General features: G+C 39.2%; 23 protein-coding genes and 1 tRNA gene. 11 read left to right on the forward strand and 13 right to left on the reverse strand.

Going from position 1 to position 19,202, the window contains the following annotated elements:
• Positions 1-100 precede the first annotated feature (100 nt).
• Positions 101-946, reverse strand: coding sequence for a UTP--glucose-1-phosphate uridylyltransferase GalU (galU, locus tag A994_RS04975; RefSeq protein WP_004030234.1), 846 nt, complete (start codon positions 944-946; stop codon positions 101-103).
• A 357-nt stretch (positions 947-1,303) separates the two neighbouring features.
• Between galU and A994_RS04980 the strand changes: the two genes are divergently transcribed.
• Together A994_RS04980 and rfbB are read left to right on the forward strand one after the other, a co-directional pair.
• Positions 1,304-1,771 carry a dTDP-4-dehydrorhamnose 3,5-epimerase family protein gene (locus A994_RS04980; protein ID WP_004030235.1) on the forward strand — a complete coding sequence of 156 codons (468 nt, stop codon included), beginning with the start codon at positions 1,304-1,306 and terminating at the stop codon, positions 1,769-1,771.
• Between the two features lie 39 nt (positions 1,772-1,810).
• Positions 1,811-2,749 carry a dTDP-glucose 4,6-dehydratase gene (gene rfbB, locus A994_RS04985; protein ID WP_004030236.1) on the forward strand — a complete coding sequence of 313 codons (939 nt, stop codon included), beginning with the start codon at positions 1,811-1,813 and terminating at the stop codon, positions 2,747-2,749.
• Positions 2,750-2,922: 173 nt separating this feature from the next.
• On the opposite strand, the gene A994_RS04990 is transcribed toward rfbB, so the two are convergent.
• A complete protein-coding gene (locus tag A994_RS04990) occupies positions 2,923-3,213 on the reverse strand; it encodes a DUF167 domain-containing protein (RefSeq protein WP_004030237.1) in 291 nt (96 codons plus the stop codon).
• Between the two features lie 247 nt (positions 3,214-3,460).
• On the opposite strand from A994_RS04990, the gene A994_RS04995 reads away from it, so the two are divergent.
• Positions 3,461-3,544 (forward strand) — tRNA-Leu (locus tag A994_RS04995).
• A gap of 36 nt (positions 3,545-3,580) precedes the next feature.
• On the opposite strand, the gene A994_RS05000 is transcribed toward A994_RS04995, so the two are convergent.
• Both A994_RS05000 and A994_RS13365 read right to left on the reverse strand, forming a co-directional pair.
• A complete protein-coding gene (locus A994_RS05000) occupies positions 3,581-3,991 on the reverse strand; it encodes a DUF371 domain-containing protein (RefSeq protein WP_004030239.1) in 411 nt (136 codons plus the stop codon).
• Positions 3,992-4,022: 31 nt separating this feature from the next.
• On the reverse strand, positions 4,023-4,232 hold the full coding sequence (locus tag A994_RS13365) for a hypothetical protein (protein WP_048204078.1): 210 nt from the start codon (positions 4,230-4,232) through the stop codon (positions 4,023-4,025).
• Here A994_RS13365 and A994_RS05010 point away from each other — a divergent pair.
• On the forward strand, positions 4,231-5,052 hold the full coding sequence (locus A994_RS05010) for an MBL fold metallo-hydrolase (RefSeq protein WP_004030240.1): 822 nt from the start codon (positions 4,231-4,233) through the stop codon (positions 5,050-5,052). The genes A994_RS13365 and A994_RS05010 overlap by 2 nt on opposite strands.
• A 20-nt stretch (positions 5,053-5,072) precedes the next feature.
• The gene (locus A994_RS05015) at positions 5,073-5,528 is read left to right on the forward strand and encodes a GIY-YIG nuclease family protein (RefSeq protein ID WP_004030241.1); all 456 of its coding nucleotides are present in this window, start codon (positions 5,073-5,075) and stop codon (positions 5,526-5,528) included.
• Positions 5,529-5,530: 2 nt separating this feature from the next.
• On the opposite strand, the gene cfbC is transcribed toward A994_RS05015, so the two are convergent.
• Entirely contained in the window at positions 5,531-6,325 is a 795-nt protein-coding gene (gene cfbC / locus A994_RS05020; protein ID WP_004030242.1) for a Ni-sirohydrochlorin a,c-diamide reductive cyclase ATP-dependent reductase subunit, read from the reverse strand.
• Positions 6,322-6,795: a CBS domain-containing protein gene (locus A994_RS05025; RefSeq protein ID WP_004030243.1), complete on the reverse strand. Its 474-nt coding sequence runs from the start codon at positions 6,793-6,795 to the stop codon at positions 6,322-6,324. Before A994_RS05025 ends, cfbC begins: the two co-directional genes overlap by 4 nt.
• 428 nt (positions 6,796-7,223) lie before the next feature.
• Between A994_RS05025 and A994_RS05030 the strand changes: the two genes are divergently transcribed.
• Both A994_RS05030 and A994_RS05035 read left to right on the forward strand, forming a co-directional pair.
• On the forward strand, positions 7,224-7,685 hold the full coding sequence (locus A994_RS05030) for a MarR family winged helix-turn-helix transcriptional regulator (RefSeq protein ID WP_004030244.1): 462 nt from the start codon (positions 7,224-7,226) through the stop codon (positions 7,683-7,685).
• A 138-nt stretch (positions 7,686-7,823) separates the two neighbouring features.
• Positions 7,824-9,344: an MDR family MFS transporter gene (locus A994_RS05035; RefSeq protein ID WP_004030245.1), complete on the forward strand. Its 1,521-nt coding sequence runs from the start codon at positions 7,824-7,826 to the stop codon at positions 9,342-9,344.
• 154 nt (positions 9,345-9,498) lie between these two features.
• On the opposite strand, the gene A994_RS05040 is transcribed toward A994_RS05035, so the two are convergent.
• The 5 genes from A994_RS05040 to A994_RS05055 form a co-directional block, all read right to left on the reverse strand.
• Positions 9,499-10,788, reverse strand: a complete 1,290-nt coding sequence (locus A994_RS05040) for a peptidase U32 family protein (RefSeq protein WP_004030246.1) — start codon at positions 10,786-10,788, stop codon at positions 9,499-9,501.
• A gap of 280 nt (positions 10,789-11,068) precedes the next feature.
• A complete protein-coding gene (purF, locus tag A994_RS05045) occupies positions 11,069-12,469 on the reverse strand; it encodes an amidophosphoribosyltransferase (RefSeq protein ID WP_004030248.1) in 1,401 nt (466 codons plus the stop codon).
• Between the two features lie 76 nt (positions 12,470-12,545).
• Positions 12,546-13,436: a toprim domain-containing protein gene (locus A994_RS05050; protein ID WP_004030249.1), complete on the reverse strand. Its 891-nt coding sequence runs from the start codon at positions 13,434-13,436 to the stop codon at positions 12,546-12,548.
• Complete coding sequence (locus A994_RS13025) at positions 13,437-13,619, reverse strand: 50S ribosomal protein L37e (RefSeq protein ID WP_004030251.1); 183 nt, start codon at positions 13,617-13,619, stop codon at positions 13,437-13,439.
• A gap of 51 nt (positions 13,620-13,670) precedes the next feature.
• Entirely contained in the window at positions 13,671-13,913 is a 243-nt protein-coding gene (locus A994_RS05055; RefSeq protein WP_004030252.1) for an LSm family protein, read from the reverse strand.
• 108 nt (positions 13,914-14,021) lie between these two features.
• Here A994_RS05055 and A994_RS05060 point away from each other — a divergent pair, with 108 nt between their 5' ends.
• From A994_RS05060 to A994_RS05070, 3 genes are all read left to right on the forward strand, one after another.
• Positions 14,022-14,498 (forward strand): RNA-binding protein, encoded by a 477-nt coding sequence (locus tag A994_RS05060; protein WP_004030253.1) that lies wholly within the window; start codon positions 14,022-14,024, stop codon positions 14,496-14,498.
• Positions 14,499-14,555: 57 nt separating this feature from the next.
• Positions 14,556-15,248 (forward strand): 2-amino-5-formylamino-6-ribosylaminopyrimidin-4(3H)-one 5'-monophosphate deformylase, encoded by a 693-nt coding sequence (gene arfB / locus A994_RS05065; protein WP_004030254.1) that lies wholly within the window; start codon positions 14,556-14,558, stop codon positions 15,246-15,248.
• A gap of 180 nt (positions 15,249-15,428) precedes the next feature.
• Positions 15,429-16,244 (forward strand): AIM24 family protein, encoded by an 816-nt coding sequence (locus A994_RS05070; protein ID WP_004030255.1) that lies wholly within the window; start codon positions 15,429-15,431, stop codon positions 16,242-16,244.
• Positions 16,245-16,398: 154 nt separating this feature from the next.
• Here the strand turns inward: A994_RS05070 and A994_RS05075 are convergent, their stop codons facing one another.
• Both A994_RS05075 and A994_RS13645 read right to left on the reverse strand, forming a co-directional pair.
• Positions 16,399-18,048, reverse strand: a complete 1,650-nt coding sequence (locus tag A994_RS05075; RefSeq protein ID WP_004030256.1) for a GAF domain-containing protein — start codon at positions 18,046-18,048, stop codon at positions 16,399-16,401.
• Between the two features lie 181 nt (positions 18,049-18,229).
• The gene (locus A994_RS13645; protein WP_394295004.1) at positions 18,230-18,358 is read right to left on the reverse strand and encodes a hypothetical protein; all 129 of its coding nucleotides are present in this window, start codon (positions 18,356-18,358) and stop codon (positions 18,230-18,232) included.
• Between the two features lie 85 nt (positions 18,359-18,443).
• Here A994_RS13645 and A994_RS05080 point away from each other — a divergent pair, with 85 nt between their 5' ends.
• Positions 18,444-19,124, forward strand: coding sequence for a DUF169 domain-containing protein (locus tag A994_RS05080; protein WP_004030257.1), 681 nt, complete (start codon positions 18,444-18,446; stop codon positions 19,122-19,124).
• Positions 19,125-19,202 lie beyond the last annotated feature (78 nt).

Raw genomic sequence — 19,202 nt, forward strand, 5'->3', positions numbered from 1 at the left:
TGGTATCAGTGAGTCTTTACCACGGTAATTCATTTAAGAATTTTATAAATATAATTTTCAAGGATTTTTATTTCAGGGATTCTTTAAAAAAAGAGAATAGTTATTTCAGAATATTCTTTAAATATTCTCTTAGCTCTCCATTGACATCAGGATCCTGTAGGGCAATCTCCAGGGAGCTTTTCAGCCATTCCACATTGTTTCCGATGTCATAAATCTTCCCATCGAATATGTGGCCGTAGATACTATCCAGCTGCCTCATGGCATCGGTTAGCTGTATCTCTCCACCCACACCAGGTTCTACCTCTGCAATATGGTCAAAAATATCAGATTCCAGTACGTAACGTCCGGTTATTGCCAGATCAGATGGTGCTTCTTCAGGACGAGGTTTTTCCACCATGTCCTCGATATGGTAAACAGAATCTTCAACCTGCTGCCCTTTAATTATTCCGTAACGTTCAATTTTATCCCTGGGCACTCTTTCGATAGCAATAGCTGATGCACCATACTTTTCATGAACATCCAGCAATTGTTTGGTGCAGGGAACCTGTGACTGGCTTATTGTATCACCTAAAAGCACGGCAAAGGGCTGACCATCGATATGTTTCTTGGCACAGTGTATGGCATCCCCCAGTCCCTTCTGCTGCTTCTGTCTAACGTAATAAATATCAGCCATTTCAGATATGGCTTCCACTTCCACCAGGTAATCCATTTTACCGCAATTACGAAGGGAATATTCCAGTTCAAAGGAACGGTCGAAGTGGTCTTCAATGGATCTTTTCCCCTTACCAGTGATAATCAGTATGTCATCAATTCCAGAGGCAACAGCCTCCTCCACCACGTACTGTATGGTTGGTTTGTTGTAAACTGGTAACATTTCTTTTGGCTGGGCTTTGGTGGCCGGTAAAAACCGGGTTCCGAGTCCTGCAGCAGGTATAACCGCTTTCATAATTCTGCCTCCTTATTTGCACTGTAATTATTCCAGTTGCCCAGCATGTACTCTTTTTACTGGGACTTGATTTAATGGATAATAATAAATTTTTAATTTTTCATTTCAAGCCATTTATATTTAAAAACCACATCAATTATTAAAATAACCTTTTTATATTAATATTCTTTTTTATAAAACCACTATCTTGAAGGCACTGTTTCAGGCAGCTTTGATAAGTATATGATGGTCTCACCAGATATTCTTTAATTTAGAGCATGATAATTCATTACATCAATCTACCCAAAACCATTGATAGTAATGGTTAATAAGAGAGAGATATATAAAGCTTTCCAAGAAGGAATAAACGGTGTATCTATGATTGACGGCGTAAAAGTAAAGAAACTTAAAGTCATTCCCGATGAAAGGGGATGGCTCATGGAAATATTAAGATGTGATGATGATATTTATCAGGAATTCGGACAGGTTTACCTGACCACAGCCTATCCGGGGGTGGTGAAGGCGTGGCATTTCCATAAAAAACAGACTGACAACTTCACCTGTGTCAACGGCATGATGAAGGTTGCATTGTATGATAGTCGGGAAGATTCACCAACTTATGGTGAGGTCAACGAATTCTTTGTTGGAGACAGAAATCCAATGCTCATAAGTGTCCCCCCACTGGTTTACCATGGATTTAAAGCAGTTGGTACTGAAACAGCCTTTTTTGTAAGTGTGCCCACATTACCATTTAACTATGATGAACCTGATGAGTACCGTCTTGACCCTGATACCGATGAAATCCCATATGACTGGATACTGGATAAGAGTAAAAAACATGGGTAATATGGGATAATAGCTTAAATAAGGATAATTGGTGATTTTATGAAGATAATGATTACAGGTGGTGCAGGATTCATAGGATCCAACTTCGTACATCACCTTTGTACTAACGATGATTATGAAGTGATGGTCCTGGACAAGCTGACCTATGCCGGGGACATGGAAAACCTCAAGGAAATCCGTGACAAGGTCGAATTTGTCAAAGGGGATATAGCAGATGAGGAACTGGTCTCCAAAATAATGCAAGACTGTGACATGGTGGTTAACTTCGCTGCTGAGACCCACGTGGACCGATCCATAGAGGACCCAGGCCTGTTCGTTAAAACAGATGTTATTGGGACCTACAACCTCCTGGAAAACGTTCGCAAATACGATGTGGAACGTTACCTGCAGATATCAACTGATGAAGTTTACGGGAGCATAGAATCAGGATCATTCACTGAAAGTAGCAACATTGACCCATCCAGCCCGTATTCTGCCAGTAAAGCCGGTGGTGACCTTCTGGTAGGGGCATACTGGAAGACATACGGCACACCAATCATCCTCACCAGAAGCAGTAACAACTTCGGACCCCGCCAGTACCCTGAAAAGTTGATACCACTTTTCATCTTAAACGCAATGCAGGATAAACCGTTACCAGTCTACGGTGATGGGAAGAATGTCAGAGACTGGATCTATGTGATGGATAACTGTAAAGGAATAGAAACAGCTCTACTTAAGGGTGAACTGGGAGAAGTATACAACATTGGTGGAGGAAACGAGAAAAATAATCTGGAAATAACCCACCTAATATTGGAGTTATTAAACAAACCAGAAAGCCTTATAACATTCGTTGATGACCGGCTGGGCCATGACCGCCGTTACTCACTGGACTCTGCTAAAGCAATGAAACTGGGCTGGAAACCAGAATATTCATTCGAAGAAGCATTAAAAGAGACTGTGAAATGGTATAAAGAGAATTACTCCCGATATTTGAAGTAATTCTGATTTATTTTACCCGATAATTATTCGTATCCTTTTTTATTTTAAAATCTCACTTTTTTTTATTAGAGTAAACCTATAATCTATTAAATTTTAATTCAACTTTTCAAAATAAAAACTAGATTTCAAAATACTAGATTTCAGAATATAAAACTAAATTTCAGAATAAAAAACTAGATCAAACCCTCTAAAATCTTATAAAACTCTTTTTCATCCATATCATGTATGAGCAGGGTTTTCTGACGACTTTTATGTCCCGAGATGATATCTGTGGGGTGGCCGGTCAGTGCAGAAAATTCTTTCATTAGTTCTTTGTTGGCTTTCCCTTTGGTTGGAGGAGACTTGAGTTTCACTTCCAGTGTCTTCCGCCACTGGTTGTAACCAGCTATCTGGAACTTGGCTGATTTAGGGGATACTTCTATCATTACTGTTATCCCCTGGGGAGTTGTGTGAACTGCCTGCATAATGAAAACATCCAGATTATCTATTATTCTTATTGAATGGCTCTTAATTTTTATTATATTGTTATTTTGAATCCTAATAATAGTTTTCAATACTTAAAAATACTTTGTAATAATTATAAGTTTTTTCTTCTTCATATAAACTGCTTTTAAACCATTTAAATACTGTTACAATCAGTAACGGTAACCTTTAAATAGTGTAAGCAAGAGAAGATGGTATGCTTCACTCTCTTGTGTGAGAATCAGCACAGCAGGGGTGGTCGAGCGGTCAAAGGCGCTAGGTTGAGGGCCTAGTGAGTGAGTCTCTTCGCGGGTTCGAATCCCGTCCCCTGCACTTCTATTGGACTTCTTTTATTCTTTATTTTTATTTTTAGACAATTATAGTAACTTTTAATGTTTTTCCAGAGGCAAGTTCGTCTATTAAATCACTATCCAGATCCACTGCTGCCTTGTCTGCATGTATCATCAGGGTGCGACTGCAAGTATAATCACTCTTACGGCATACCATATCGGTGGGATGATCCAAAGTCAGTGTAGAATGCCCGTATCCTGTAATAATATCTTCAGCATTTTCTGTTTTAAGAACAACTTTAATTTCTGTATTTTCATCCTGAATAGCCTCTCGCATCTTGAGAGGAAGATCATTTAAGGATACATTAGATGATACTCCCACAATACAATCTGCTGCCAATCTAATTTCAGCTTCCTGGGTTACTTCGAAGGTGGTTTTATGTTTAGAGGTTACGTTGTGATGTCCCTTGGCCTTGAATGTGTATTTCATTTAATCACCGTGATTTCGTTATCATTGATTATCATAAACCTGGTGCCTGTGAATTAGTTTTTGACTTGGATAAAGATTGATTTTCAAATAATGGTTGATTCATTTCATCAGGATTATGCTTATAAATAAGATTTGGTTTTAATATATTCAAATGAATATTAGTGTGTAAGAATGGTGTTTGAAATATAACTATATTAAGAATAAGTTTAGAAAGCAAATAAAATGTTCCCGGTGTTTCCATGAAGATCAGATGTATAGTCGATAACAGGGCAGGACTCAAATCAAATTTATATGCAGAGCATGGCTTTTCATTACTGGTAGAGGGCAATGACCAGAATTTCATGGTAGATACCGGACAGACACCCCTAGTTTTAGAACATAACCTGGATTCCATGGGAATCACAGCAGTGGATGGGGTACTGATGAGTCATGGTCACAACGACCACACAGGAGGTATTTTTGCAATTAAAGACACTATGGGCATTAATGGTGTCAAAACCAAATTTTACATGCATCCTGGGGTATTAGGTCAGAAATTTGCATTATTGGATGGTAAACAACGTTATATTGGTTTCCCCACAAGTATTGATGTAGAAACTCTTAACCTGGAATGGATCAGTGAAAATACCAGGATCAGTGATGATATGTGGATTTTCAACCAGGTTGAAGATCATTCTGGGTTTGAGCCAATACCTGAATATTTGAAGGTTATGGAAAATGGAAAGTGCTCACCAGATAAATTCAAGGATGAATTAAATCTGGTAATTAAAACTGAAAAGGGACTGGTTGTAATTTCTGGATGCGCCCACAAGGGTATTGTTAACATCTTGAATTCGGTCAGTGAATACTTTCAGGATGATATATATGGAGTTATTGGAGGATCACATCTCATGGATGCACCTCGGGAGAGGATTCAAAAAACAGTGGAATCCTTTAAAAAATTAAACCCGGAAATCATTGCCCTGGGGCATTGCACAGGTTTTGATGCATTATGTTTATTTAAAAAGGAATTTGGGGAAAAATTCATCCCACTGGAGTCTGGTGCAGAACTTTCGATTTAAACTGGGAATGTGAGCAGCTCATGGTCAAAAAAACTATTTTAAAGGGAACTTACTGTCTTTTAATAAATTTAAACCAAAATCAATCCCTAAAAATTGGTAAAAAAGGAGAGATCCAGTTTAAAAAGGGTTGTTATATTTATGTGGGGTCTGCCCTTAACTCACTGGAGGGTAGGATCAAAAGACACCTCCGGCAAAATAAAAAAATGCACTGGCACGTGGATTACCTCCTGGACAGCCCCAAAACTCAGGTAACAGAAGTATTTTACAGTGATGATGGTTTTAAACATGAATGTGAGCTGGCAACCCAAATAGCTAGAAAAAGTGAAGGAATAACTGGTTTTGGTTGTTCTGACTGCAACTGCCCTGCACACCTATTCTATTTTCAAAATGAGTCCCAAGCCACTTTAAACTGCCTGGAAGGGTTTAAAAAATTAAAATTAGAGGTTAAAACCCTTGAAGATCTGGGTGGGGTTTGAGTTTACTGAAATCCCCTGAAAAATTCATCAAATTCATCAGCACCCATGGGTTCAGGGATAACAAAGCCCTGGTTATCTAAAATGGCTGATGAAAGTTTACGGTATTTTTGTGCCTGTTCTGATTCTGGGAACTTTTCCATAACTGTTTTGGCATCAATTTCACTTTCCTGAACCAGTTCACTGCGAGGAATTACCCCTATAACCTTACTCCCAATACGGTGAGCGAATTCTTCCACGATCTCCAGTTCTCTGTTGATACCCCTGCAGTTGCAGATAATACCACCCAGGTTACTTTTAAGTTTTTTAATGCCCTTAGAGATGTTATTGGCTGCGTAAAGGGCCATGTACTCTCCAGAAGTCACGATGTAAACTTCATCGGCAAAGTTCTCCCGGAGGGGTACTGCGAATCCTCCGCAAACCACGTCCCCTAGTACGTCATAGATGATAACTTCTGGGTCCTGGCTGAAGACCTCCAGGTTCTCCAGGAGTTTCATGGCCACGATAACACCCCTTCCTGCACAGCCCACACCCGGTTCAGGGCCTCCGCTTTCCACGCACATCACATTACCATATCCCTGGAAGAGGACATCTTCCTCCTGGGCGCCCTTTTTTTCTTTTAAGATGTCCAGGATGGTGGGGATTCTTCTCCCCACCAGAGTGCGGGTGGTGTCTGCCTTGGGGTCGCAGCCAATTACCAGAACGTTTTTATCTTCTGAGTAGGCTGCAGCCAGGTTGGAGACAATGGTGGATTTACCAATACCACCCTTACCATAAATGGCAATGTGCTTGCTACTCATCCCCTCACCATAGCTCCGATAATATCTCCTCTGGTGATTATACCCACCATTTTTCCATCAGAATCCACAACTGGTAGTCTTTTAACATCATGGGTGTCCATGAGCTGGGCAGCATCACTGATATCTGAATCGGGGTCGATGGTCACCACTTTTTTGGTCATAATTTCACCGATAAGCACGGAAGCAGCTTTGTTCATGTCTTCAGCTATCTCATCCATTTCATATTTCATACGTACCGGTAGTTCGATTAAGTCCAGTGGAGATGGCAGGATCAGTCTAATGTGGGGGGAGTGAATCTCAAGGAGTCGCATGATATCACCTTCACTGATGATTCCCACCAGCTGGTCTTCCTTATTCATCACTGGTGCTCCACTGATCTTGTTCTCACGTAGGCTTCCAGCCACATCAACGATGCGATCGTCCACTTGGAATTTGATTACTTCTTTTTCCATGGCATCCTGAATTTTCATCATATCAACTCCTTCCCTGAGAATTCTCAGATTACTATAATAAAATATTACTGTTAATCTAGCACATTCTCTTACTTACAATCTAACACATATCTCCTAATTAGTATAACCTTATAGGGAATAAATTTTTTCTATTTTATTTAGTATTGGGTTATCTAGTATTTGGGTTTCTGAATATTTTGTAGATATTTTTTTTTAAACAGTCCAGAATTATAAACGAAAGGTTTAAATAATGAATAATTCATTTAATTAATAGTTCATATAATTAATAATTCAGAAATTTAACTATTATTTTTAAGTTAATCATTTCTGGATTAATTATGGCATGGATTTTTCCCTTCGGTTGTGATGGTGAATATGGAATTAAAGGGGGATAATGGGATAAAAACTTTTAATAATTATTAAATTTGAAATTAGGGAGTTTTAACATGGTGAATGAAAACGTGAAAATGGAAACAATGTTGGATGATCTTTTGATTTATTTCCCCATCTTTTACCAGAAGGTTCGCACCTCAAAGGATTTTAAGGAAAAACAAACTTCAGCAGCCTACTATCAGATTATGGGACTGTTAATGGATCTTGGGAGCCTTCCCATATCAGTTATTGGTGATTATCTATATATTTCCCGACCTAACATGACCTCTCATATTGATAAACTAGTCTTAGATGGGATGGTGGAACGTAAAGGAGATGAAAAAGACCGAAGGATAACTTTGATCTCTATTACTCCTGAAGGGAGGGATTTCATGAAAAAAGCACGGGTCAAAGTTGAGGAAAACATGTTGAATAATCTCTCTTCCCTGAGTGATGCTGAAATGGAAGAACTCTTCACGGCAGTAAAAACCATTAAAAAACTCTTATTTAAAATAAAGGACGTTAAAAATGAATAAATTCAAATAAGGCGGTTAAAACTGAATAAATTCAAATAATGGGGTCAAAATTGAATAAATTCAAATAAGGATATTAAAACTGAATAAAAATAAATAATTGATGTAAAATGAGAATAAATTTAAATAAGGATGTTAAAAATGACTAATAAAGATATTAACGTTAACAATGGTAGTTCAGGTGGAAAACTCGCACCTGGCGAGGTAAAGGTGCTTATGGCGGGGCTGATGATCAGTCTTCTGGTGGGTGCCCTGGATAACTCCATCATGAGTACGGCCATGCCACAGGTCATCAGTAGCCTGGGAGGTATGGCTTACTATGTATGGCCCTTCACCATTTACCTGTTATGTTCAACCATGGCCATAATACTTTCAGGAAAGCTTTCAGATATCTATGGTCGTAAGAGGATCCTGGTCTTAGGTATTGCATTATTCATAGCTGCTTCAACTCTTTGTGGTTTTGCAGGAGACATGTTGCAACTTACCTTCTTCCGGGGAATTCAGGGAATTGGTGGTGGAATACTCATGACCATACCATTCATAGTGGTTGCTGAAGTTTTCCCACCCCGCCAAAGGGGAAAATATGCAGGAATCCTTTCATCCGTATTCGGCCTGGCCAACGTCCTGGGACCAGTACTGGGGGGAGTTATCACGGGTTTCATGGGATGGAGATGGGTGTTCTTCATCAACATACCAGTGGGCATAGCTGCCATCTACATCCTTCGCTCCTACTTCCCACACATGGAAGAGGTGGTCAAGGAGAGGATAATAGACTACGGTGGAATAATCACATTAACTGCAGCTTTAAGTTCTCTGTTTTTGGCTTTAACATTCATCCGGGACCCAGCCATACCTCCATATCTCCTGGCAGCTCTGTTTATATTCGCAGGGGTCATGGTTGTTGCATTTGCCTATGTTGAGAAAAGATCAAGGGAGCCTATTTTACCACTGCATTTATTTAAAAACTCCATATTCAATGTTTCAGCAGTGGCCATGTTCCTAGCCAGTGCAGTTATGTTCTGTGGAATTATTTACCTGCCCCTTTTCATGCAGGGTGTTCAAAATTTAAGCCCTGCCATTTCAGGAGTGCTAATAACTCCCATGCTTCTAAGTTTGACATTTTCATCCATTATTGCCGGGCAGATAATCTCCAAAACCGGTACCTATAAAAAACTGGCAGTAGGGGCATTCGTACTCCTAACAGGAGGTATGGCATTGCTTTCAACCATGGGAATTGGTACGGGTATCCTGGAAGTGGTAATTTACTCGGCAATACTGGGGGCAGGTACTGGTATGACCTATCCCATATTCAACGTGGCAGTGCAGAATGCAGTATCCAAACGGGAAATAGCAGTGGGAACTGCATCAATGCAGTTTTTCCGGAACATTGGGGCCACAGTTGCCTTACCCATATTCGGGGTAATAGTGAATCTCACCATTAACATGGACATCAACATGGCCAGTAAAATTCCCGCAAATCTCATGAACTTGGCTGTACACAATGTATACCTGACTGGACTGGTTATAAGCATACTGGGAGTTATATCATGCTTCTTCCTCAAGGATGCTGTTTTAAGCAATCGAATGGAAGGAGAAACTCCTTCAAAGGAGTTAAAAAACAGTAATGGTGATAAAATGGAACTTGGTGAAAATGCCAAGTAATTTTTATTTATTTTTTCAAATCCCACAATGAATCCTATATTAATTCAGTTACATATAAAACCAATTTTAAGGATATGAATTAATGATTTTCAATGTAAAACTAGATTAATTTTTATAAATCTAGTCCGAAAATGTTATTTTTATTCAGAAAGTGTTATTTTATTCTTTCAACACGCAGGTAAACCAGATCTCCGGGTCTGACTTTATCTTCAATGAAGATTCCCACATTTTCTCTTCCTTCTGATTTTTCAATGTTTTTCCCCATTATCTGCATTGATTTTACCGGTTGAATAATGGAGCCAGTGGTTGGTCCCTGTATTATAATTTCATCACCCACTTCCAGAGGGTTCCAGAGCCTTATCTCCGCAGCATTCACTTTAGAATAATAATTAACCACCTCACCTACGTCCTGTTTGGAATGAGTGGCCTGGTTGTAGCTGCTGGTTTTGTAAGGAGTCTGGAAGAAGAATCCAGTATCAAATCCACGGTTGTATACTTTCTTAAGTTCATCTAACCAGCGGTCCTGGAATTTCCACTGACTATTCTCATAGGAATCAATTGCTTCCCGGTAGACCCTGGTTACGGTGGCCACATAATCAGCAGGTCTGGCCCTCCCTTCAATCTTAAATGAAGAAATGCCAGCATCTATAAGTTCACCGATGTGTTCCACCATGCAAAGATCACGTGGACTTAAAATATGGCCCTTAAATCCACCATCCCCCTGTTCGTTTGTTGGAGTATTCTCCCCTAAACTAACTGAGATTTCATTATCCTTTTTTATCCCATTATCATCTCTTATTTCATTATCCTCTTTTGAATCTGGAGAAAATTCATTTTCATCCTGACATATAAGTTTCCATTCTTTTCTGCAGGGTTGCAGACACTCCCCGCAGTTGGCATTCTTCTGATAAAGGTAGGAACTTAAAAAACATCTCCCTGAGATTGCCAGGCACATGGCTCCGTGGATAAAAACCTCTACTTCAATGGGACTTTCACTGTTGAGTTCTTTTATCTCATTTAAGGATAGTTCTCGGGATAAAATCACCCTTTTAACTCCCAGTTCATGGAGGAGTTTTAAAGATTCCAGATTGGATATGTTAGCTTGAACACTCAGATGAACATCAACATCCTCATCCCTGGCGATCTTAAGAACTCCAAGGTCTGATGCAATTATAGCATCAGCTCTCGCAGCTTTGATTTTAGGTAAAACAGTTTTTAGATGATTTATATCACTATCTCGCATGACAGTGTTGGTGCAAACATAAAGACGAGCTCCTTGCTGATGACAGCGTTCTGCAGCATCACCCAGGTTATCTAAAGAGAAGTTGTCAGTGTGGGCGCGCATGTTGTAATTTTCTAACCCTATGTAAACTGCATCTGCCCCATTTTTCAGGGCAGATTCAAGGGCTGCAAAGTCCCGGGCCGGTGCCAGTAATTCGACCATAAAATCACCTTATCTTGTATAAAAAAATCAGCAGTACAAATTTGAATGTTTGATGAGGTTAAATCAATAATATGATAGTTAAATGAATCTTATGGGGGGTGAATCATTCATATGATGATTTAAATAATTTTAATGAGGTTTAAATAATCACATTGCGATTAAAGTGATCAATTAAACCCTCAAATAATTTTATATCTATAGATGGTTAAGTCTCTGGGTTAAATTGGAATTACTAATAAATCAATGTTATATTAATAAAAAATTAAACCTGCAGAACTCATTAACACCTGCAGGATTCATATTCATCAATATCAGCTGGTAACTCTGTTGGATATTCTCCAGTGAGACATCCCAGACACAGTTCATTCCTTTTGATTCCAATACATTCCACCAGGGAGTCTATACTGAGGTATCCCAGTGAATCAACACCCAGGGTTTCCCTTATCTTTTCCACCTTTTTATCTGATGCTATGAGTTCCTTACGGGTGGCCATGGCAATACCATAGTAACAGGGGGAAGTTATGGGTGGTGATCCTACACGTAAATGGATTTCTTTCACTCCTGCTTCACGAAGCACGTTCACCAGGGCTTTAGATGTAGTTCCTCGCACTATACTGTCATCCACCAGTACTATGCTTTTACCCTCTAGCTCAGACCGTATTGGATTCATTTTGAGTTTGACGGATGTTTCCCGCTCTTCCTGGGTGGGCATGATGAAAGTACGTCCTATGTAACGGTTTTTAATCAGCCCTTCTCCATAAGGAATTCCCGAAGCACGAGAGTAACCTATGGCCGCAGTAATAGCTGAATCCGGTACGGGAATGACCACATCTGCCTCCACGGGGTGTTCCTTAAATAAGGCTTTGCCAATGTTCTTCCGTACCCGGTAAACAACCTTCCCATCCAGTATACTATCCGGACGGGCAAAATAAACGTATTCAAACATACAGTGGGCACGGGGTGTACCTGGGGTTTTGGGGATTTTGAAGCTGTGCACTTCATCATTGATAAGCAGTATTTCCCCTGGTTCCACGTCACGGATGTATTCTGCCCCTACCACATCAAAAGCAACTGTTTCTGAGGCAACCATGGTAATTCCTTCTTTCTGTCCCAGTGATAATGGTTTGATGCCGATTGGGTCTCTTACCACCATCAGGTCATCATTAACCAGTAAAACCAGTGAGTAGGAACCAATTAATTTTTTGGAAACATTTTTAATGGATTCCACCATGTCATGGTTTTTGGAGTACTCCCTGGTTAAAAGGTGGCAGATTACTTCAGAATCAGTGGATGATTGGAATTTTATTCCTTCCTTCTCCAGATCCCTCCTGAGTTCCATGGAGTTAATAATATCTCCGTTATGAGCTATAGCAATGTTTCCCATGTCAAATTTGCTTATAAATGGCTGGGAATTCTGAATTTGTGATTCACCTGTTGTAGAGTAACGTACATGGCCTATTCCCACATTCCCATCCAATCCTTCGATGTTGCCGTTGTTGAAAACGTCGCAGACCAGTCCCATACCTCGGTAGGTACGCATTTCCTCACCATTATGGGCGGATATGCCTGCAGATTCTTGTCCACGGTGTTGTAAAGCATATAAACCGTAATATATCTCTCTAGAAATGTTATGGGACTTATTATGAGAATAAGCACCTACAATACCACATTTATCCTGCACTTGGAATTCTCCCTTATTATCTTTAGGTATAGGTTATTTTTTTTAAAAAGAGATGGAAAAATTCATTATATTTACACTACTCCTTGAGTAGGTGCGGGTTGAATTTCTCATCACCTATTTCTTCCTTAAGATCTTCAATTTTTGAATCGTAAAAAATGAGCACCGTACGAATAACCTTTAACCAGTCCACTGCATCTTTCCGAGATGGGGCAGCTATGAAACCTTGCCCTAAAGTGATGTTATCTGGTTTAAATTCGCTGGTAATAAAAGTAATATGTTCTTCGTCATTTAAGGTTTCATTAAAGGTTTCCTTCCACAGTTCACTGAGAGAAAATCTTTCGTACAAATTTTTATTTATTAAAATTCCGTACTGGTTCTTCACATCCGCGTAGCGCTGTTTAGTAACCTTTAAATCTTCCTGTAAATCATTTTGCTTTAATTTCAGCCTTTCCTGGGAATCAGTCAGTTCCTGATTCTCTGAGATGAGTTCATCCTTTTGTGAAGACAGATCTTGAATTTCTTTATCCAATTCCTTAATTTTGGCATCAGATTCTCTGAGCTTGTCTTTAGTTTCTTGGAAACGTCCCAGGTTAGCAATGGATAATAATCCAGAACGAATTATGGCGTTTTTAATTTCCCTTCTGATAAGTACTGGATCAATGTACTCCACGTCATGACCGAAGGGGAGTTTCATCCTTTCTATGTGACCCACTTCTTTTTTAAGAACTTTCTGGAATTTTTCAGCCAGTTCTCTTCCAGGGGCATCCACATCAGTGGCGATTAAAAGAATATCTGCACCATTAACTGCTTTTTTTGCTATTTCTATGTTGGTGGTGGGTATAATGGAGGAGATGGTTATGTGGTACTCCGCTCCCAGGGCAATGTTTTGTAATGCCCGGGAGACGTTTTCCACGTCTGAAGCTCCTTCCACAATGATACGCACATCGATGGGATTTCTGATTTCCATCTATTTCAACCTGTAGCCATTAAGTTTCTTGTTCTGCCAGTTGTAGGTCCTGACCCTTTTGGTTCTTCCGAATCCACAGGCTGAACAGTATCGCTTCCTGGCATTGTACGAATTTTTCCCACATCTTCTACAACGGATATGGGTTTTTTTATTACGTTTACCAAATGATGGTGTACCTTTCAATTTAATATCCTCCTAATAATATCTCCCGGTTCATTTAACCGGTACTTATTTTTATCCTGGTGATATGTATACTATGTTATCCCCACGTATGAGGACGACGCCTAATCTTCTTGATGATTCGCCGCTTTCTAATTCTTCAGCGTCATTCAGAACTAAATTCATATGCATATCAAAGCTTTCAAGAACTCCACGGAATTCTCTGCCGCCTTTAAGTTTAATTAACACTTGAGAGTTAAGGGCTCGACCTAAAACATCTAATGGTCGTGATGTATTTACATTCTTCTGTACACTCACTATTATCACCTTTCCTATACCATCAATGTTGGTAAGATTTATATTTAAATGTACCGCCATCAAAAATATAAAAGTGAGAATGGAAACTAAAATCAGGGTGAATTATAATTGAAAATAAAAAAAAGATATCATCTGAAAAAAAAGAAGCTAAAAGATTTTCAAGACAAACTAGGTCCTTATGGTTCATTAATACCTTTTAAATCTAAGGTAGAGATATTAGAAAGTGATCTGCCCGATCTGATCCTGGTAGATGGTGATCCCCTTATTATAATCCTGGATGGTGAACCATTTCCCACCCTGAAGGGAGCCCTGAAACACCCCATCCAAAGTCACATGGTGGTGGTGGATATGGGGGCAGTGAAATTCATGACCAGTGGAGCCGATGTAATGTCCCCAGGTATTGTGGAGGCAGACCCCCAGATCCAGGAGGGAGATACAGTCATAGTGGTTGATGAAAACCATCGCAAACCCCTGGCCATGGGAACCGCTATCATATCTGGAGAAGAAATGGTGGATAAAGATAAGGGAAAGGCAGTGAAGACATTACACTATGTTGGGGATAAGATCTGGAATCTTGATGTTTAACTAAAAATCTTGATGTTCAATTAATCTTGATGTTCAATTAAAAATAGGTGCTTGATAATGGTAGAACTAAGATACTCCTCAGGCAAGATACTTTCACCGGGTGTTCATAGAATCGGAATCATGGCCATTGGTTCACACCTGGAAAACCATGGTGCAGCACTTCCCATTGACACTGATTCTAAAATAGCATCTTACCTGGCATTTCAGGCCTCAATCCGCACAGGAGCCAAATTTTTGGGTATATTATATGCTGCAACCGAGTATGATTATGTTAAACATGGCATCCATTTACCTGTAGATATTCTGGTTGAAAAAGAACTTATTCCCACTTTAAAAAATGCCCGAAATAATTTGAATCTGGAAGCAGTGGTTCTGGTTAATGGTCATGGGGGAAATGTACCCATCAAAGATTATCTGAATGGTATTGAAGAGGAAACTGGCCTTAAACTCATCTTCAACAACAAGATTGTGGAAATTGAGGGCCCCCACGCAGGCACAGGGGAGCTTTCCATGGGTGTGATCATTGGAATGGCCGATGAATCCCGCCTTAGTGAACACTGTCAGTTTGATACATACCCTGAAGTGGGAATGGTTGGCCTTCACAAGGCACGCCATCAGAATAAGGGTATTGATGAAGGTGCATCTATCGTTCAAGAGCATGGTGTTTGTTTGGACCGTGAATTAGGAGAATCCTTGCTTGAAAATGCTATTTGTGACATTATAAATGATATTAAAATTTTGCTGAGTTAATTATGCAACACTATTCTAATTTTGGGGGACATTAATCTTTATTTATTAAACAATACAAACTAAGAGTGGATAATTCATTATTTAACTAACAAAAAAAGAGATTATCAAAAAAATAGATTATTATATTAAGAACTTAATTTAAGTGGTAATTAATTGAATTTTTCTATAGAGGTGTGAAGAATGTTTTGTCCCAACTGTGGAACTGAAGTTAATGGAAAATTTTGCCCAAACTGTGGTGAATCAATGGAAACAACCATAGAGGAACCTGTTCAAACTCCTGAAATACAACCCGCAGCAACCGCTGCACCAGTTACTGGTTCATCCAGTAAATATTCGGTCAATGATTTCATCAACAAAACCATGGAGAAAGTTGATACTGGTGAAACATTCGAGATTGAAAACAACTACTTACTGAACATAAACCTCAATGGTAAGGTTTGGTCAAAAAAAGGAGCAATGGTAGCATATACTGGCGATGTTCGCTTTAAAAGAGAGGGAACTTTAGAACATGGGATTGACCGGTTCGTTAAAAAAGCAGTGACCGGGGAATCCAGCACCTTAATGAAAATGGAAGGTAGGGGTAAAGTTTTCCTGGCAGATCAGGGGAAAGAGATCGTTGTTTTAAACCTTCAAAATGAAAGGATTTACGTTAATGGAAATGATCTGCTGGCCTTTGAAGAACAGATTGACTGGGACATAACCATGATGAGCTCTGGTGTGGGAATGTCAGCTGGCGGGTTGTTCCACGTGAAACTGGAAGGAACCGGCATGGTAGCCATAACCACCCATTTCACACCCATCACCCTGGTGGTAACTCCAGATCAACCGGTGTACACCGATCCCAATGCCACAGTGGCCTGGTCTGGTGGTTTAAGCCCCTCTGTTAAAACAGACATGGACTTTAAAACACTTTTAGGGAAAGATAGTGGTGAAACATTCCAGTTAAAATTCCAGGGCCAGGGATTTGTAATAGTACAACCATTCGAAGAGTATTAAGAAAAGAATTTAACACATAAATTCTTTTTTTATCCTTTTTACTTAATCATCTTTTTTTAAATTAATACGGTGTATTTCTCGGTATTTTTACAATCATATCTTTCTAATAATATTTTCATTTACAGTTTCCATGAATCTCAGTCAATAATTCCAATCAGCCATTTTCATTAAGTTCTAGGGCTAATCTTGACCTTTCAAGAGCCAAACCCAGCTGTAATCCAATGGAACTAAGATTTTCAAGGCTGGTTTGGTTATAGGTTTTCACATTTCTACTTCCCATGTTAAGAAGTCCAATGATCTTTTCCCCACTTTTTATTGGTAGTATCAGGAGAGTTTTCACACCATTCTTTTTTATAGATGGGTCTATCAGGTCATAATCAGCAGATTCGGATGTAATGTAAACTAAAGTTTGATTCTCAAGTGTTTTCTTAAAGAGATCCTTGAAAATTCCGGCTATACACATGTTTCTCAGGTTTTCGGGCAAATTTTCATGGACCTTTAAGGCCAGTTCCTCCTTATCATCAGTAAGATAAATGCATCCCATATCAAAACCAAGCTTATCTATGGTGCTGGTCACTGATTTTGTTAAAATCTCATCTTCCACTGTGGTGGAGTTAAGTACTGATGAAACATTATTCATGGCCACCAAGGTGTTAATATACTCATTTTTTTCATGGGTTAACCTTTTTATCTTAAAAAACCCGGACAATTCATCTGAGGCCATTTCCAAATTCTCAATATTAACAGAATTCACAGATTTAGATTGGGTTAATAGAACTATGGCACCAATGGCATGATCTTCACTTATAATTGGAACGGAGAGCATCATGAATAATGAACTATTTTTTAGGTGGGATTTAACCTTTTCAAAGTTTAAATCACCGTTTACAGCAGATACAGTCTCCAGAGAATCCATACTTTTAGATACGAATTCTTCCAGGGTCCCCACTATTGGTGCGCTGTTTTCAAGTGCTGGAATCTGGTACTGGAGATTCAATCTACCTCCATTTTTAAGGAATATTCCACAGTATTCAGTGGGAAGTAACCTGTTAAGTCCCCCAACCACTTCTTTAAGGGTTTGTTCTCCACCTTCCCTTGAACTGGTGGAACGAGCAATGGATAAAAGAATTTCTAATTCGCGCTTGGTGCGTTTTGATTGGGAAAGATCATCTCCAATGATTGTGGTTCCGGTGATTTTATTATTTTCCCCTACTATGGGATGTATGGAAATTTTATATGGCCGGTATACATTTGATTTTTCCATAAAATCAATTTCAAGACTGGTACTGTGACCTGCTTTCAGAGAATTAATGGCATTGTCAACTACAATTCTTTCCCTGGGATTAACCATTTCCTGAAGGTTATTTTTTCCATTAAAGAAAGTCTCAAAGGTGTCATTGGTTGCGATGATGTCCTGATAACTATTAAGGGTAAACACTAAAGTTTCAGGGTTGTCAATAAATTTTTTAAGGTCTGACTCTTTGTAAATCAAGTTATGCAGTTGGGATGCAACACTCGCAAGCGTGTCAGTGTTCCTGGTTATGATTTCTGACTTAATTATTGGTCCAGGCTTAATATCTGTTTTGGAAAATTCAGTAAGACTCCATAACTTGCTACGCCCCACGAAACGGTAGTTGATAATTCCCTTAGCATTTAGTATTTCCAGATACTTTAAAACTGTGGCCCGGCTCCTGCTGGTGCCTCTGGTGATTTTATCTAACATACACTCCTCTGGAGGATGGGAATTAATGTAAGATATGATCAGTCTCTCAGTATCAGTTAATTCTGGGCCAGGTTTAGTCATCTCTTTCGCACTTCCCCTTTTTATACTATATAGTATAATGTTTGGCAAACAGTATATAAGTTTTACAGTTATTCAAAAAAATTTATCCATTGAGTAGAACTATTTGAATCAAAATTATCAAGGTTTTGTTATTTTTATAGGACTTTTTTATCATTTCCAGGCTTTTTATCATTTCCAAACATTATTTTTTTATTTTTGGGTTTCTGCAGATGAACTGGATTTTTCTCATTGTAACCTGATGATCAGCGTTTTTGTTAATTGGGTCTACTATTGGCTTTATTATTTTTCTATTGATGTCCCTTATTTTCATGTTTGGGTTTGGAAAGATTTATAAGGAGTAAGTTATACTATACCTTATAGTTATACTATAAAGTATAGATTTTGGAGATGAAAAGATGTACTATGAAACTGAAGCAAAAGAACTGATTCAAGTACTGGGACTTAAAGGAAGCCCAGTAGCAGTTAAAATGGTTAAAACACAGGAAGACATACCTGAGGGTCATGAAAAAATTCCTGAAACCAAAAGGCACTGTGAATTCATCCAGGATGCCAGACTCAAAGGCGACACAGGTTACGCCACAGCTTTAGAACATATGTGTAAAGGTGGAGCTGGAGTCATGGGAATTGGTCAGCTACCCCCCAGCGTAGCTGATGGCACCATGTACCACAAGTTAGGAAACTTCAAAACACCAGAGGGGGCTCTAGATACAGTGGAAGCCATACCTAAATCAAGCGAAGAATACTACGCATCACTGTACGCACCATTAGAATCAGCAAACTATGAACCCGATGTTGTGGTCCTAATACTCAACCCCAAACAGGCATTAAGAGTCAGTCAAGCATATCTTAACGCTAAAGGTGGCCGAATATCCAGTGACTACTCAGGAATACAATCACTATGTGCTGATGCTGTGGTTGCAGTGAAAGAGCGGGGCGTGCCAAATATGACTCTGGGATGTAATGGATCACGAGGATACGCTGGTGTTGCAGAAGAAGAAGTGGTTATTGGAATCCCACCTGAAAACCTCAAAGACATACTGGGAGCTCTAAAAACATTCCAGGAAAAATGGGGATGAACACAACATCTTATCCAATCTTAAACTCATTATAATGAAATTAATGAGCATTCAACAGATTAGAAGAGTGTAAAATTA

This window comes from Methanobacterium formicicum DSM 3637 (assembly GCF_000302455.1).
GTDB classification, from domain to species: Archaea; Methanobacteriota; Methanobacteria; order Methanobacteriales; family Methanobacteriaceae; genus Methanobacterium; species Methanobacterium formicicum_A.

What these genes read in the sequence shown, in the direction of transcription:
- galU (WP_004030234.1), bottom strand. Translation starts at nt 946, where the DNA reads ATGAAAGCGGTTATACCTGCTGCAGGACTCGGAACCCGGTTTTTACCG.
- A994_RS04980 (WP_004030235.1), top strand. Translation starts at nt 1,304, where the DNA reads ATGATTGACGGCGTAAAAGTAAAGAAACTTAAAGTCATTCCCGATGAA.
- rfbB (WP_004030236.1), top strand. Translation starts at nt 1,811, where the DNA reads ATGAAGATAATGATTACAGGTGGTGCAGGATTCATAGGATCCAACTTC.
- A994_RS04990 (WP_004030237.1), bottom strand. Translation starts at nt 3,213, where the DNA reads ATGCAGGCAGTTCACACAACTCCCCAGGGGATAACAGTAATGATAGAA.
- A994_RS05000 (WP_004030239.1), bottom strand. Translation starts at nt 3,991, where the DNA reads ATGAAATACACATTCAAGGCCAAGGGACATCACAACGTAACCTCTAAA.
- A994_RS05010 (WP_004030240.1), top strand. Translation starts at nt 4,231, where the DNA reads ATGAAGATCAGATGTATAGTCGATAACAGGGCAGGACTCAAATCAAAT.
- A994_RS13365 (WP_048204078.1), bottom strand. Translation starts at nt 4,232, where the DNA reads ATGGAAACACCGGGAACATTTTATTTGCTTTCTAAACTTATTCTTAAT.
- A994_RS05015 (WP_004030241.1), top strand. Translation starts at nt 5,073, where the DNA reads ATGGTCAAAAAAACTATTTTAAAGGGAACTTACTGTCTTTTAATAAAT.
- cfbC (WP_004030242.1), bottom strand. Translation starts at nt 6,325, where the DNA reads ATGAGTAGCAAGCACATTGCCATTTATGGTAAGGGTGGTATTGGTAAA.
- A994_RS05025 (WP_004030243.1), bottom strand. Translation starts at nt 6,795, where the DNA reads ATGAAAATTCAGGATGCCATGGAAAAAGAAGTAATCAAATTCCAAGTG.
- A994_RS05030 (WP_004030244.1), top strand. Translation starts at nt 7,224, where the DNA reads ATGGTGAATGAAAACGTGAAAATGGAAACAATGTTGGATGATCTTTTG.
- A994_RS05035 (WP_004030245.1), top strand. Translation starts at nt 7,824, where the DNA reads ATGACTAATAAAGATATTAACGTTAACAATGGTAGTTCAGGTGGAAAA.
- A994_RS05040 (WP_004030246.1), bottom strand. Translation starts at nt 10,788, where the DNA reads ATGGTCGAATTACTGGCACCGGCCCGGGACTTTGCAGCCCTTGAATCT.
- A994_RS05050 (WP_004030249.1), bottom strand. Translation starts at nt 13,436, where the DNA reads ATGGAAATCAGAAATCCCATCGATGTGCGTATCATTGTGGAAGGAGCT.
- arfB (WP_004030254.1), top strand. Translation starts at nt 14,556, where the DNA reads ATGGTAGAACTAAGATACTCCTCAGGCAAGATACTTTCACCGGGTGTT.
- A994_RS05070 (WP_004030255.1), top strand. Translation starts at nt 15,429, where the DNA reads ATGTTTTGTCCCAACTGTGGAACTGAAGTTAATGGAAAATTTTGCCCA.
- A994_RS05075 (WP_004030256.1), bottom strand. Translation starts at nt 18,048, where the DNA reads ATGACTAAACCTGGCCCAGAATTAACTGATACTGAGAGACTGATCATA.
- A994_RS13645 (WP_394295004.1), bottom strand. Translation starts at nt 18,358, where the DNA reads ATGAAAATAAGGGACATCAATAGAAAAATAATAAAGCCAATAGTAGAC.
- A994_RS05080 (WP_004030257.1), top strand. Translation starts at nt 18,444, where the DNA reads ATGTACTATGAAACTGAAGCAAAAGAACTGATTCAAGTACTGGGACTT.